The organism is Sneathiella sp. (assembly GCF_047631475.1).
GTDB lineage: Bacteria > Pseudomonadota > Alphaproteobacteria > Sneathiellales > Sneathiellaceae > Sneathiella.
Genome location: NZ_JBLHZT010000003.1, coordinates 74,452 through 88,427 on the forward strand (window position 1 = coordinate 74,452; position 13,976 = coordinate 88,427).

At 49.2% G+C, this 13,976-nt stretch carries 13 protein-coding genes; 11 read left to right on the forward strand and 2 right to left on the reverse strand.

Features of this window, described 5'->3' with window-relative positions:
* Window positions 1–42: 42 nt before the first annotated feature.
* Entirely contained in the window at window positions 43–2,370 is a 2,328-nt protein-coding gene (locus ACJAYR_RS01980; RefSeq protein ID WP_415235043.1) for an NADP-dependent malic enzyme, read from the forward strand.
* Window positions 2,370–3,779: a magnesium transporter gene (gene mgtE, locus ACJAYR_RS01985; protein WP_415235044.1), complete on the forward strand. Its 1,410-nt coding sequence runs from the start codon at window positions 2,370–2,372 to the stop codon at window positions 3,777–3,779. The genes ACJAYR_RS01980 and mgtE overlap by 1 nt, the downstream gene beginning before the upstream one ends.
* A gap of 5 nt (window positions 3,780–3,784) precedes the next feature.
* Here the strand turns inward: mgtE and ACJAYR_RS01990 are convergent, their stop codons facing one another.
* Window positions 3,785–4,684: a LysR family transcriptional regulator gene (locus ACJAYR_RS01990; RefSeq protein WP_415235045.1), complete on the reverse strand. Its 900-nt coding sequence runs from the start codon at window positions 4,682–4,684 to the stop codon at window positions 3,785–3,787.
* Window positions 4,685–4,759: 75 nt separating this feature from the next.
* Here ACJAYR_RS01990 and ACJAYR_RS01995 point away from each other — a divergent pair, with 75 nt between their 5' ends.
* The 7 genes from ACJAYR_RS01995 to ACJAYR_RS02025 all read left to right on the forward strand — a co-directional run bounded on the left by ACJAYR_RS01995 (window position 4,760) and on the right by ACJAYR_RS02025 (window position 10,584).
* Window positions 4,760–5,239 carry a PaaI family thioesterase gene (locus ACJAYR_RS01995; RefSeq protein WP_415235046.1) on the forward strand — a complete coding sequence of 160 codons (480 nt, stop codon included), beginning with the start codon at window positions 4,760–4,762 and terminating at the stop codon, window positions 5,237–5,239.
* A complete protein-coding gene (locus ACJAYR_RS02000) occupies window positions 5,239–5,661 on the forward strand; it encodes a PaaI family thioesterase (protein ID WP_415235047.1) in 423 nt (140 codons plus the stop codon). Before ACJAYR_RS01995 ends, ACJAYR_RS02000 begins: the two co-directional genes overlap by 1 nt.
* 27 nt (window positions 5,662–5,688) lie before the next feature.
* Complete coding sequence (locus ACJAYR_RS02005) at window positions 5,689–6,861, forward strand: isovaleryl-CoA dehydrogenase (protein ID WP_415235048.1); 1,173 nt, start codon at window positions 5,689–5,691, stop codon at window positions 6,859–6,861.
* Window positions 6,862–6,970: 109 nt separating this feature from the next.
* Window positions 6,971–8,158 carry an acetyl-CoA C-acetyltransferase gene (locus ACJAYR_RS02010; protein ID WP_415235049.1) on the forward strand — a complete coding sequence of 396 codons (1,188 nt, stop codon included), beginning with the start codon at window positions 6,971–6,973 and terminating at the stop codon, window positions 8,156–8,158.
* Between the two features lie 32 nt (window positions 8,159–8,190).
* Window positions 8,191–9,324: an acyl-CoA dehydrogenase family protein gene (locus ACJAYR_RS02015; RefSeq protein WP_415235050.1), complete on the forward strand. Its 1,134-nt coding sequence runs from the start codon at window positions 8,191–8,193 to the stop codon at window positions 9,322–9,324.
* A 10-nt stretch (window positions 9,325–9,334) separates the two neighbouring features.
* Window positions 9,335–9,940 carry a 2-hydroxychromene-2-carboxylate isomerase gene (locus tag ACJAYR_RS02020; protein WP_415235051.1) on the forward strand — a complete coding sequence of 202 codons (606 nt, stop codon included), beginning with the start codon at window positions 9,335–9,337 and terminating at the stop codon, window positions 9,938–9,940.
* A gap of 35 nt (window positions 9,941–9,975) precedes the next feature.
* Window positions 9,976–10,584 (forward strand): 2-hydroxychromene-2-carboxylate isomerase, encoded by a 609-nt coding sequence (locus ACJAYR_RS02025; RefSeq protein ID WP_415235052.1) that lies wholly within the window; start codon window positions 9,976–9,978, stop codon window positions 10,582–10,584.
* A gap of 45 nt (window positions 10,585–10,629) precedes the next feature.
* On the opposite strand, the gene ACJAYR_RS02030 is transcribed toward ACJAYR_RS02025, so the two are convergent.
* A complete protein-coding gene (locus tag ACJAYR_RS02030) occupies window positions 10,630–11,412 on the reverse strand; it encodes an SDR family NAD(P)-dependent oxidoreductase (RefSeq protein ID WP_169544764.1) in 783 nt (260 codons plus the stop codon).
* Window positions 11,413–11,547: 135 nt separating this feature from the next.
* On the opposite strand from ACJAYR_RS02030, the gene ACJAYR_RS02035 reads away from it, so the two are divergent.
* A complete protein-coding gene (locus ACJAYR_RS02035) occupies window positions 11,548–13,155 on the forward strand; it encodes a carboxyl transferase domain-containing protein (RefSeq protein WP_415235053.1) in 1,608 nt (535 codons plus the stop codon).
* 10 nt (window positions 13,156–13,165) lie between these two features.
* On the forward strand, window positions 13,166–13,960 hold the full coding sequence (locus tag ACJAYR_RS02040) for an enoyl-CoA hydratase-related protein (RefSeq protein WP_415235054.1): 795 nt from the start codon (window positions 13,166–13,168) through the stop codon (window positions 13,958–13,960).
* The last annotated feature ends 16 nt before the right edge of the window (window positions 13,961–13,976 follow it).

Below are 13,976 nucleotides of genomic sequence, written 5' to 3' on the forward strand. Positions count from 1 at the left end.
TAAACCCTAGGGTAACATCCCACGGGAGCTACGGAATTTGTCATGGCATCAGATCTTACTAAAAAAGCACTTGATTATCATCGGTATCCAAAAGCAGGGAAATTAAAAATTTCTCCAACAAAACCAATGGAAACCCAATCTGATTTGGCGCTGGCATATTCTCCCGGTGTTGCCCATCCCTGCAATGCGATCAAAGATGACCCCAATGAGGCCGCAAGCTTGACGGCGCGTGGAAATCTGGTTGGTGTGGTGACAAACGGAACCGCTGTTTTAGGTCTTGGCGCCATTGGCCCACTTGCGTCCAAGCCAGTGATGGAAGGGAAGGCCGTCTTATTCAAAAAATTTGCCGGCATTGATGTTTTCGATATTGAACTGGATGAAATGGATCCAGAGAAGCTGGTTGATATTATCGCTGCAATGGAGCCGACCTTTGGGGGCATTAATCTGGAAGATATCAAAGCGCCAGAATGCTTCATTGTTGAAAAACTGTGTAAAGAGCGAATGAATATCCCGGTTTTTCACGATGATCAGCACGGAACAGCCATCTGTGTTGCCGCGGCCGTGTATAACGCATTGCGGGTTGTTGGAAAAAATATCGAAGATGTAAAACTTGCGGCCTGCGGAGCGGGAGCTGCGGCACTGGCCTGCCTAAATCAGCTGGTCAGTTTAGGGCTGCCAAAAGAAAATATTATTGTCAGCGATATTCACGGTGTAGTTTATGAAGGCCGTGAAATCGAAATGGATCCTTATAAATCTGCGTTTGCCGTAAAAACCAATAAAAGAGTATTGGCAGAGGCTGTTGAAGGGGCGGATATCTTTTTAGGCTGTTCCGGACCCGGGGCACTGACAAAAGATATGGTTGCGACGATGGCGGAGCGGCCCATCATTATGGCGCTTGCGAACCCAACACCGGAAATCCTACCTGAGGAAGTCAGGGAAGTTCGCCCGGATGCGATTATCGCAACGGGGCGTTCTGATTATCCCAATCAAGTGAATAACGTTCTGTGTTTTCCGTATTTGTTCCGTGGTGCGCTGGATGTCGGTGCAACGGAAATTAATGAAGAAATGAAGGTCGCTGCTGTGAAAGCGATTGCTGATCTTGCAATGGCGGAGCAGTCTGACATTGTTGCAAAAGCTTACGGAGGCACTCAATTAAGTTTCGGTCCTGATTATCTTATTCCGACACCCTTCGATCCAAGACTTTATGTCGAAGTTGCGTTTGCCGTCGCGAAAGCGGCAATGGATAGCGGTGTGGCCAGCCGTCCTGAAGAAAATCTTGATCAATATCATGAGCGACTTTCGGATTTTGTCTATCGGACACGTTTCGTTATGAAACCGTTGTTTGATAAAGCACGAAAAGAACAGATGCGCGTTGCCTATGCGGAAGGCGAGGATGAACGTGTCCTATCTGCAGTGCAGACCGTTGTTGATGAGAAGATTGCGCTTCCGATCCTTGTGGGGCGCCGTAAGGTGATCGAGTATCGGATTGAAAAGCTTGGCTTGCGATTGAAGCTTGATCGGGATTTTCAATTGGTCGACCCTGAGGATGACCCAAGATACCGTGAATATTGGACGGGATATCACAGCCTGAGGGAGCGGGCGGGCGTTGACCCAGATACGGCGCGCGCGCATATCCGTACCAATACGACAATCATCGGTGCCATGATGGTGCATTTGGGACATGCCGATGCGTTGGTATGCGGTACTTACGGAAAATATTCAAAACATTTCAAACGGGTAAACGGAATCATCCCACTGCGGGATGGGGTGCGCCATGCGTCGGCGCTGCATCTGCTTATTACCGAAGGCCGCCCGTTATTTTTCTCGGATACCCAAGTGCGTGAACAGCATAATTCTGAAGAGCTTGCGGAAATGACGATCCTGGCAGCGGACGAAGTGCGCCGGTTTGGTATTGAGCCAAAAGCAGCATTGGTTTCTTATTCCAATTTTGGCTCGGCGGAAATGCCATCGGCAACCCGTGCCCAAGAAGCGATGAAATTGATCAAGCAAATTGACCCAGATCTGGAAATTGAAGGCGAAATGAAAGCGGATTCCGCTCTTGTACCAGAGATCCGCAAGGTGACATTTCCAAACTCCAAAATGGAGGGGCCCGCTAATCTATTGATTATGCCTGACCTTGATTCCGCAAACATAAGTTACAATATCGCTAAGAGCCTTGGAAATGGAATTGCTGTAGGCCCGATCCTGATCGGCATGTCAAAGTCAGTCCATATTACCGTGCCTTCTGTCACCGTGCGTGGCTTGGTCAATATCACCGCAATTGCGGCCGTCGATGCGCAGGATCATAAGTCCGGGCATATGATGAGGGGGCCGGTTGCGCGTAGAAAGAATTATGAGGGTGATTACTAATGAGCGAAGCTCCGCTCCACAGCCCAGAGGAAGAAATTTCCTCGGCTGAACGGGAAGGCGAGGACATCCAGTATGGCATGAGCGAAGAAAAAGTTCATGAGATACAGGAGTCTATTGAGCTGGGGCTCGTCGAACATGTTCGGCAAAATGTTGCTGAACTGCATTCCGCCGATATTGCTGACCTCATCGAACAGCTTAAGCCCAAGCACCGGGCGCTGCTGTTGGAATTTGCAGACGATCTTGTTGAAGCTGAAGTTTATTCGGACCTTGATGAGACCGTCCGTGATGAACTTGTGGACGACATGGAAGCGTCCGAGATCGCGGAACTGGTTACCGAGCTGGAGCTGGACGATGCGGTTCACGTTCTGGAAGATCTGGAAGCCAGCGATCAGCAGGATGTTCTGAATGAATTGCCGGCGGAAGACCGGATTATCATCGAGCAGGGCCTTTCTTATACGGAAGATACCGCTGGCCGATTGATGCAAAAAGACCTGATCGCCGTTCCAGAATACTGGAATATTGGTCAGACAATTGATTTTTTGCGGGACACGGAAGATCTTCCCAGCGAATTTTATGAAATTTTCGTGGTCGATCCGCGGCATCATCCGATTGGTACGGTGCCTCTTGATAAAGCCATGCGAAATCAACGATCGGTGCCCGTGAAGGACATTATGCACCGGGAGCAGAAACTGATCCCTGTTGATATGGATCAGGAAGAAGTCGCGTATCTTTTCCAGCAATATCGTTTGACGTCTGCGGCTGTTGTTAATGAAAACGGGGCCTTGATCGGTATGATTACGATTGATGACATCGTTGATGTTATCAATGAAGAAGCAGAAGAAGATATCCTGCGTCTGGGTGGTGTGGCAGAAGATAATCTGTTTGGCTCCATCTGGGGCACAACAAAAACCCGGTTCACATGGTTGCTGGTTAATCTGTTTACAGCCATTTTGGCGTCCATAGCGATCGGTATGTTTGATCAGGCCATGGAAAAAGTAATCGCCCTTGCTGTCCTTATGCCGATTGTTGCCAGTATGGGCGGGAATGCAGGAACACAAACGCTAACTGTTGCTGTGCGGGCGTTGGCCACGCGCGAACTTACCGCCAACAATATGTTCCGGATCATCGGTAAAGAGACATTTGTCGGCTTTCTGAATGGGAGTATTTTCGCCATTTTGATCGGTATTGTCGCCTGGCTTTGGTTCAACGATTTTTCCATTGGGTGGATAATTGGCCTGTCGATGGTTGTCAATATGCTGGTCGCCGGTGTGGCCGGAATGGTCGTGCCCATCACGTTAGAGCGTTACAATATTGACCCTGCCGTTGCATCGAGCGTTTTCGTAACGACAATTACGGACATTATCGGTTTTGTGTCTTTTCTGGGGATTGCATCGTTGGTCCTGCTTTAAAAAAGCTATCTGGCCCACTCTAAATTGTTGATCATTATACGTTGATCTTTCCAGTTGTGGCTGCTGGCGAATAGACGGAAGACTTCCATGATGTCATTTTTCTTGCCGTGTCGCCAGCTTAGCCCCAGAGTTTTCGCGATATTCAGTTGATCAATGGGGACCAGTTCAACTCCAGGGTAGCTAAGCATGTCAGGTATGACACATAATCCGACACCGGACTGCACCAATGACAAGGCTTTATCATCTTCATCAGTTCTAAAGATAATGTTGGGGTTGATATTCTCCCGGGCAAAGAAACGAGTGATTTCCACCTCTGATAAACAGTGACTGCGATGGATGAAGTCCAGACCGGTCAACTGGCGAAGCTGTACGGAAGAGCGAACCGTGAAGGGATGGTCCGCAGGAACAGCTAGAACACATTTTGTCGTAAAAAGCCGTTCAAACTGATGCTCAGAATTATGAGTTGGCGGTACATTGATTGCCATATCAATGCGCTCTTCGTTTAACCAGTTATCCAGTTGTTCTGGGGTTCCTTCTTTCAGCGCTATCTGCATTTCCGTATGGGTTTTTCCAAAATCGGCAAGCAGCATGGAAAGTTTGGCGATCGGAAAGGCTCGCGGGATGCCAATCTGTAGGCGTTGGGAGGGTTGTTTGCCCCGCGCCTCCTGTTTGGCTGTGTTGCATTCATAAATGATTGTTCGGGCGCGCGGCAAGAAACGAGAACCAGCTTCGGTAAGCGTAATGTTACGGGATGCGCGGTTGAGCAAGATAACGCCTAAATCCTGTTCCAGTTTTTTGATGCCGGATGACAGTGTTGGCTGGCTTACGAAAACACGCTCTGCCGCCCGGGAAAAATTCCGCGTTTCAACCACTGCCAAAAAATATCGCAACTGATAAATGTCCATCAATAGACATTATCAATAGCAATGATTGAAGTAAACGATTTTATCTATATTGATTAATTTGATATAGGTTCTGTCATGCAAAAGTTTACGCCTCAGAACCCTTCATACGAACAGGTTGTCCGCGATAGTTTTTCGCGCCAGCCTTTTATGGCGTTGATGGGCGCGCAGATGGGCCAGGTCGCGCCAGGGCGATGCGATATCTTGGTCGACTGGCGTCAAGATCTAACCCAACAGCATGGCTTTTTTCATGGTGGGATGGTTTCCTCTATCGCAGATTCAGCCGCTGGATATGCCGCGTATACCCTGTTCCCGAACGAGAGCACGGTCTTGACCGTAGACTTTAAAGTCAGTTTCCTGAACCCGTCCAAAGGGGACCATATTCAAGCATCAGCTGAGGTTATTCGAGCCGGTAAAAAAATTTATCATGTAAAGGCTGAAGTTTTTGCTTTTTCGGATGAGGTTAAAACCCATTGCCTGTCCGGTATTTTTACAATGATGTGTCTTCAGGGTAAATCAGATGCGGCCAATCTCGGTCGCAAAGATGAGGTTTCTTGATGACCGCCCTGGATCCAAGATTGCTGGCACGAATTTTACCAATATTTGAAAGCCAGAAACTTATGCACCATCTTGGTGTTGAGATTACAGCCCTGTCTGAGGGATATTGCGATTTAACCCTTGGCTACCATGAGCGCTGGTCGCAGCATGACGGTTATTTCCACGGGGGGATAATCGGCACGTTAGCGGACACGGCGGCTGGTGTCGCTGCCACAACACTTATGTCGGAAGACGAAAATTGCCTGACGGCGGAGTATAAACTAAATTTCCTTACCCCCGCTTCGGGTGAGGCAATTGTTGCAAAGAGTAAAATTATTAAATCTGGACGTAGCTTGAAAATAGCAGAATCCAACATCTATTCGATCGGTAACGGGGAGCAGAAACATTGTGCAACTGCCTTGGTTACTTTGATAGCAACCTAAGAATATTGATCAAGAAAAGGACGTCAAATGTCATCCATTGATTTTCCAACCCTGAATTTTGGCTTGGGCGAAACCGCCGATATGTTACGGGATACGGTTAGAAGCTTTGCAGATAACGAATTGGCGCCGCAGGCCGCAGAAATTGATGCAACAAATGAATTCCCCATGGATGCCTGGCGTAAGATGGGCGATCTTGGGTTGCTTGGACTTACTGTTGAAGAAGAATATGGTGGGTCGGGCCTCGGATATCTGGAGCATTGCATCGCCGTAGAGGAAATCAGCCGGGCATCTGCGTCTGTGGGTTTGTCTTACGGGGCGCATTCCAACCTTTGCGTTAATCAGATCCGGCGCAATGGCTCTGCTGAACAAAAGCAGAAATACCTTCCCAAGCTTGTTTCTGGTGAACATGTGGGCGCTTTGGCCATGAGTGAACCCGGCGCGGGATCAGATGTGGTTTCAATGCGACTGCGCGCTGAGAAAAAAGGGGACCGATATATCCTGAACGGGAACAAGTTCTGGATTACAAACGGCCCCGATGCGGATGTTCTGGTTGTCTACGCAAAGACCGATCCAGACGCAGGACCGCGCGGCATCACAGCGTTTATTATTGAAAAAGGGTTCAAGGGTTTTTCCACAGCGCAGAAACTCGACAAGCTCGGCATGCGCGGGTCAAATACCTGCGAACTGGTTTTTGAAGATTGCGAAGTACCGGAAGAAAATATCATGGGACCTCTTAATGAAGGGGTTCGGGTATTGATGAGTGGCCTTGATTATGAACGGGTTGTACTGTCCGGTGGCCCTTTGGGCATCATGGCGTCCTGCATGGATTCCGTAATTCCATACATTCATGATCGCAAACAGTTCGGCGAATCCATCGGTACATTCCAACTGATGCAGGGTAAAGTCGCTGATATGTATTCTACAATGAACGCCTGTAAGGCGTATGTTTATACAGTCGCGCAAGCGTGTGACCGGGGCGAGACGGCCCGAAAAGACGCCGCGGGTGTTATCCTTTACGCAGCAGAGAAAGCAACATGGATGGCCCTGGAAGCAATTCAGGCACTGGGCGGTAACGGTTATATTAATGAATATCCAACCGGACGCTTGCTGAGGGATGCTAAATTGTATGAAATTGGCGCGGGCACCAGCGAAATAAGAAGAATGTTAATTGGCCGTGAATTGTTTAACGAAACAGCGTAAAAAAGGCTGAAGAAGTCTTACCGGGTATAAAGAAAAAAGTTGGATTTCATGCCTGACTTCCGATCAGCGAAGATAGTGAAACAAATAATAAAGTAATGGAGAATAAAAAATGAGCGACGATCCTATTGTCATCGTTGGTATGGCCCGTACACCAATGGGCGGTTTTCAGGGCGACCTGAGTGAAGTAAAAGCTCCGACATTGGGTGCAATTGCTATTGAGGAAGCGATGAAACGCGCTGGCCTGAAGGGCGATGACATTGATGAAGTTGTTATGGGTTGTGTTTTGCCGGCTGGCTTGGGACAGGCGCCTGCGCGTCAGGCGTCGTTTGGTGCCGGTATTCCCGACAGCGTCGGCTGTACAACTGTAAACAAAATGTGTGGTTCTGGTATGCGGGCTGCAATGTATGCCCATGACGCCCTAATCGCAGGTTCTTCAAATGTTATGGTGGCCGGTGGCTTTGAAAGCATGACAAACGCACCTTACGTTTTGCCTAAAATGCGCGGTGGCGCTCGGTTAGGACATGCCGAAGTTAAAGATCATATGTTCCTTGATGGTCTGGAAGACGCCTACGAAGAAGGCCGGTTGATGGGTAGTTTTGCTGAAGAAACAGCAGGCTTATACCAGTTTACTCGGGAAGCTCAGGATGCTTATGCGATTGAATCGCTGGCACGCGCCAAAAAAGCAACCGAAGATGGTAGCTTTGACGATGAAATTGCACCTGTCACTGTGAAAACCCGTAAAGGGGATGTTGTTGTCGACAAGGATGAGCAGCCTTTGAAAGGGAACCCTGAAAAAATCCCGACATTGCGTCCTGCGTTCGCTAAAGATGGAACCGTGACAGCGGCAAATTCGTCGTCTATTTCGGATGGTGGTGCGGCCTTAGTGATGATGCGTCAGTCGGAAGCTGAAAAACGCGGTCTTAAGCCAATAGCCAAATTCCTTGCGCATTCAACGCATGCCCGTAAACCTTCTGAATTTACATTGGCGCCAATCGACGCCATTCGTAAGGTTCTGGACAAGGTCGAATGGACAAAAGACGATGTAGATCTTTTTGAAATCAACGAAGCCTTTGCTGTGGTTACCATGGCTGCCATGAAAGATCTGGGTTTGGATCATGACAAGGTAAACGTTCATGGCGGTGCATGTGCGCTGGGGCATCCTGTCGGTGCCTCTGGTGCGCGGATTGTCGTGACACTTTTATCTGCTTTGCAGAAATATGGCAAAAAACGCGGTGTTGCTGCGTTGTGCATCGGTGGCGGTGAAGCGACTGCTATGGCCCTAGAGCTGGTAGCCTAAGGTAAACGAGTTGGACGATAGGAAGTAAGAAAATGATCCTGAGCGAAGAACAAACAATGATCCGCGACATGGCGCGTGATTTTGCCGCCAATCGTCTGGCTCCCAATACAACCGTTTGGGAGCAGCAAGCCGCTGTTCCCAAAGAAGTTTTTGATGAAATGGGCGCGCTTGGCCTGATGGGAATGACAGTTCCGGAAAATTATGGCGGCGCAGAAACCGACTTTGTTTCCTATGCACTGGCATTAATGGAAATTGCAGGTGGTGACGGCGCTATTTCCACTGTCATGAGCGTCAATAATTCGCCTTGCTGTGCGGCTTTGTTAAAAGATGGTTCCGAGGCGCAGAAACAGAAATATTTAGTCCCGCTTGCAAAAGGGGAAATGATCGGTGCTTTTTGTCTGACTGAACCACAGGCTGGTTCTGATGCGTCCGCCCTGAAAACCCGGGCGGTAAAAGACGGTGATGATTACATCATTAACGGGACGAAGCAGTTCATCACGTCTGGAAAAATTGGCGGCGTTGCGTTGGTCTTTGCTGTTACGGATCCGGAGGCTGGAAAAAAAGGGATCAGTTGCTTTATCGTTCCGACGGATGCTGAAGGGTATCGTATTGCGTCCATAGAAAACAAGTTGGGCCAAAAAGCGTCCGATACTTGCCAGCTTGCTTTTGAGGATGTCCGGGTTCCTTCTGCGAATATGTTGGGATCTGAAGGGGCGGGATATAAAATCGCCCTTGCCAACTTGGAAACAGGACGTATCGGTATTGGTGCGCAAAGTGTCGGAATGGCGTCTGCTGCGTTGGCCCACGCCATCGACTATGCAAAGGAAAGAATTTCTTTTGACCAACCAATTATTCAACATCAGGCCGTAGGCTTTCGTCTTGCGGACATGGCAACCAAAGTTGAAGTTGCCCGTCAGATGGTGTTGCATGCGGCCACACTGAAAGACGCGGGGCAGCCTTGCCTGACAGAAGCGAGCATGGCTAAATTATTCGCTTCGGAAATGGCAGAAGAAGTATGTTCAGCGGCTATTCAGACGCTGGGCGGAAATGGTTTCGTAGCGGACTATCCGGTTGAAAAAATTTATCGTGATGTACGGGTATGCCAAATTTACGAAGGAACATCTGATATCCAGAAAATGGTGATTGCCAGAAATCTAGCGGCTTAAGGAATTGAACATGTTTGCACCAATTGACTTCTATTTCGATTTTTCCTCGCCTTATGCCTATCTGGGAAGCCATATGATTGAGGACGTTGCCGCCAAGCATGCGAGGACGGTGAACTGGCATGCTTTCATGTTGGGAATAGCCTTTAAGAACGAGAAGACGGCACCGCTGACATTTTATCCCCGAAAAGGGGAATATTCGCGAATGGATTTTGCAAGGACGGCGCGCAAATACAACATTCCTTTTTCCATGCCCAATGATTTTCCAAAAAACACAATTGCGGCCTCGCGAGCCTTTTTTTACTTGAACAAATTAGATCCACTCCTGGCTAAAACATTTGGGAAAGCGGTTTTTCAGGCGTATTTCGTTCAAGGTATGGATATTTCTGATACGGCCGTTGTTCTTGATCTCGCCCGTGAGTGCGGCATCGATGTAGAAGCGCTTGAATTGTCCATGCAGTCTGCCACACTGAAAGATGAATTTAAAATATCGGTGAACGAAATCATCGAAGAAAAAAAGGTTTTCGGGGCACCATTTTTCATAGTTGATGGGGAACCGTTCTGGGGCGCGGATCGTGTCGTTCAGGTTGATGAATGGCTTGAAACAGGCGGGTGGTAACAAATCCGCAGAAACATAGAGGGGAGAGAGCGACAATGAGTGACGTGATAGAATTTTTCTTTGAATATGTCTCACCATACGCGTATATCGCGGCGAAACAGATTGAAGAGGTCGGAAAGAAACACGGCAAGGAAGTCATTTGGCGGCCTGTATCACTTGGTCATGTTTGGAAATCTATTGGTGCGACAAATGTCGGTCCGGGGGCTGTTTCCCAAAAGGCTCAGTATCTGATGCAGGATTCCGCGCGGTTTGCGAAAATGGCAGGGCTGGAAATGTCAAAGCCTGCGGTTTTTCCGGTTGATGCGAAACTCGCTCGGTTAGCATTTTATCGGTTGTCGGCGCAGGACAAAGATTTGGGAAAAGCATTTGCCCAGGGCATCTTTGATAAATTCTGGGCCAAGAGTGAAGAAATCACGGAGCCTGAACATCTTGAAGATCTGGCAAAAGAGCTAAAGGTAGATCTTAGCGAAATTGCCGAAGCCTTGACAGATGCGGATGCTAAGGCGGCGATGATTGCCTCCACACAGGCCGCGATCGATTGTGGTGCTTTTGGTATGCCGTGGTTCAAATATGGCGAACAGGTTTTTTGGGGGGCTGACCGCATTCCACATATCGATCAGTATCTGGCGTTTAAAGCCGCTTGAGAGGAATAATCTCCGGCCCATTAAAGGGCCGGAAATCTGCGGTGTCTAGAATAAGAAATAGCCACCATCAATAAGGAAAGTATCACCTGTATGATAGGAACTCGCATCAGACATGATGTAAACAGCGATGCCACCAAAGTCTTCGGGGTTTCCCCAACGCTTTGCTGGAATACGCGGTTTGACGTTGTCCGAGAACTTGTTCCAGTTAAACGCAGGTTCCGTCATGGCCGTTTCAATCCAGCCAGGCAAAATGGCGTTGGCGGTAATACCTTTACCGGCAAATTCAACCGACATGGCACGAAGCATCGAAATCAAACCGCCTTTTGTCGCGGCATAGTGCTCGTTCCTGGCAGCACCGGAAATAGCCGCGAGGCTGGCGGTTCCAACCAGACGGCCGCCCGGATCTCCGTTTTCAGCGCGCTCGACCATATGTTTCGTCGCTTCTTGCAATGTGTAAAAAGCGCCGTCCAGATTGACACCGATCACCCGTTGCCAATCGGCGTCGTCGATTTCAAGAAACGACCGTTTGCCAGAAGTAACACCAGCATTGGCGAAACAACCATCAACGCGACCATATTGGGAAAGGGTTTCCGCAAAGCAATCCTGAACTTCTTTCTGGTCGGCAACATTGCAGGACAAAGAGCTGACGCGCGTCCCAAACGCTTTCAGTTCTTCGACGGCGGCAGCGTTTTTGGTTTCGTTTGTGCCCCAGATACAAACATCACCGCCGGCTTCGGCAATGGCTTTACCCATTCCCAAACCAATGCCGCCATTTCCGCCTGTGATAAGAGCGACCTTACCGGTAAGGTCAAATGCTTTAAAAGCCATTTTAGGCTCCTTTTTTCTTTTTATGTTAGGGGATTACGGGTAGCACATAGCCCGAATATCTCCAAGAAAATCATCGTCGCAGCGTCTCAGAAACCTGTGTTCAAATCCATTTTTGCAAAAGGGGATTTCGCGTAAATGCCTGTTTTAAAAAGTAATCTCAATACGAGAAGTGAAGAATTCAAAGAAAATGCCGAGCATATGCAAATGCTTGTCGATGATCTTCGCGAAAAAGTGGCAGCAGCCAAGCTTGGCGGCGGTGATCGTGCCCGCGACAAACATTTGTCCCGTGGCAAGCTTTTGCCTCGTGAACGGGTACGACAGCTTCTGGATCCGGGATCGCCCTTCCTTGAGTTCAGCCAGCTCGCCGCATACGACATGTATGGGGGCGATATTAATTCAGCTGGTTTGATTACAGGCATCGGTCGGATTTCAGGCAGAGAATGCGTTGTTGTCTGTAATGACGCGACGGTGAAAGGTGGAACCTACTATCCGATGACGGTGAAGAAGCATCTTCGCGCGCAGGAAGTGGCCCAGCAAAATAACCTGCCGTGCGTATATCTGGTCGATTCAGGAGGAGCAAACCTTCCGAACCAGCAGGATGTTTTTCCGGATAGAGAGCATTTCGGCCGTATTTTCTTCAATCAGGCAAACATGTCCGCTCAGGGCATTCCACAGGTGGCGGTGGTCATGGGTTCCTGTACCGCAGGCGGTGCCTACGTTCCGGCGATGTCTGATGAAAGTGTTATCGTTCGCAATCAGGGAACAATTTTTCTGGCGGGTCCGCCGCTGGTTAAGGCGGCAACGGGTGAAGTGGTCTCAGCAGAAGATCTGGGCGGCGCCGATGTTCATTCGCGGACATCGGGGGTAACGGATCACTATGCCGAAAATGATCAGCATGCCTTGCAGATTGCGCGAAATATTGTGGCGACATTTAACCGGCCTAAGCCAATGCCGCTGGATATTCGCAAGCCTACTGAGCCGCTTTACGATCCCAAAGAAATCTATGGTCTCATTCCAAAAGACACCCGGCAGCCCTTTGATGTGCGTGAGATCATCGCCCGTCTTGTTGACGGATCTGAATTTGATGAATTTAAAAAACTGTATGGTACCTCTTTGGTTACCGGCTTTGCCCATATTCATGGCTATCCCGTCGGGATCGTTGCAAATAACGGGATTTTGTTTTCTGAATCATCCGTGAAGGGCGCACACTTTATTGAACTGTGTTGCCAGCGCAATATTCCGTTGGTGTTTTTGCAGAACATTACCGGATTTATGGTTGGCCAGAAATATGAAAGCGGTGGCATCGCCAAGGATGGCGCCAAGTTGGTAACGGCCGTTGCAACGGCAAAGGTCCCAAAATTTACAATGATCTTCGGTGGCTCTTTCGGTGCCGGTAATTATGGTATGTGTGGTCGTGCCTATAGTCCGCGTATGCTTTGGATGTGGCCAAACTCCCGCATCTCTGTTATGGGCGGAGAACAGGCGGCCTCTGTGCTGGCAACAGTCAAGCGGGATGGTATGGAGGCGCGCGGTGAAAGCTGGAGCGCAGAAGACGAGGCTGCCTTCAAATCGCCTATTCAGGAACAGTATGATGTGGAAGGGCACCCGTATTTTTCCAGTGCCCGGCTCTGGGATGATGGCATCGTTGATCCGGCGGATAGTCGCCGCGTCCTCGGACTTGCCATTTCCGCCTCACTAAATGCCCCAATCGAGCCAACAAAATTTGGCCTCTTTAGAATGTAAGGAACGAAAAATGAGTGAAGAAACTGCAGTATTACATTTTTCTACAGACGGGATTGCTACTGTCACGCTGAACCGGCCTGAAGTTCACAATGCATTCGATGAAGAATTGATCGAACGGCTTGCTGACATGTTCGACGATCTGGGCAATCAGGAAGGGGTTCGCGCTGTCGTTGTGGCCGCCGCTGGTAAAAGTTATTGCGCTGGTGCTGACCTGAACTGGATGAAGCGGGCAGCCGGTTTTACGGAAGAAGACAATCGTGAAGATGCCCTGTCCCTGGGCCGTATGCTCAAAAATCTTCAGGATATTCCGAAACCAACGATTGCACTGGTACAGGGCGCCGCGTATGGGGGAGGCCTTGGGCTGGTGTCTGCTTGTGATATCGCGATCGGGGTCAAAACCGCCAAATTCTGTTTGTCTGAAGTGAAGCTGGGCCTGCTTCCGGCTGTGATCTCGCCATATGTAGTTGAGGCCATTGGTATTCGCGCAAGCCGCCGGTATTTTCAGACGGCTGAAGTCTTTGGCGCAGAAGAAGCGTATCGGCTTGGGCTTCTGCATGAGGTTGTTGATGATGTTCATCTTCTGGCGGAAGCCAGAGACCGCATTTTGGAAAAGGTGCGCGGGAATGCACCCGGTGCCATGGCAGACTCAAAGGATCTGATTTATACCGTTGCGGGACGTCCAATTGATCAGGATGTGATCAATGAAACTGCGGACCGGATTGCCTCAAGACGGACGACAGATGAAGCCAAAGAGGGGATCGGCGCGTTTCTGGAAAAACGCAAAGCGTCCTGGAATAATTCCTGATAAAGGTAGGTTTACC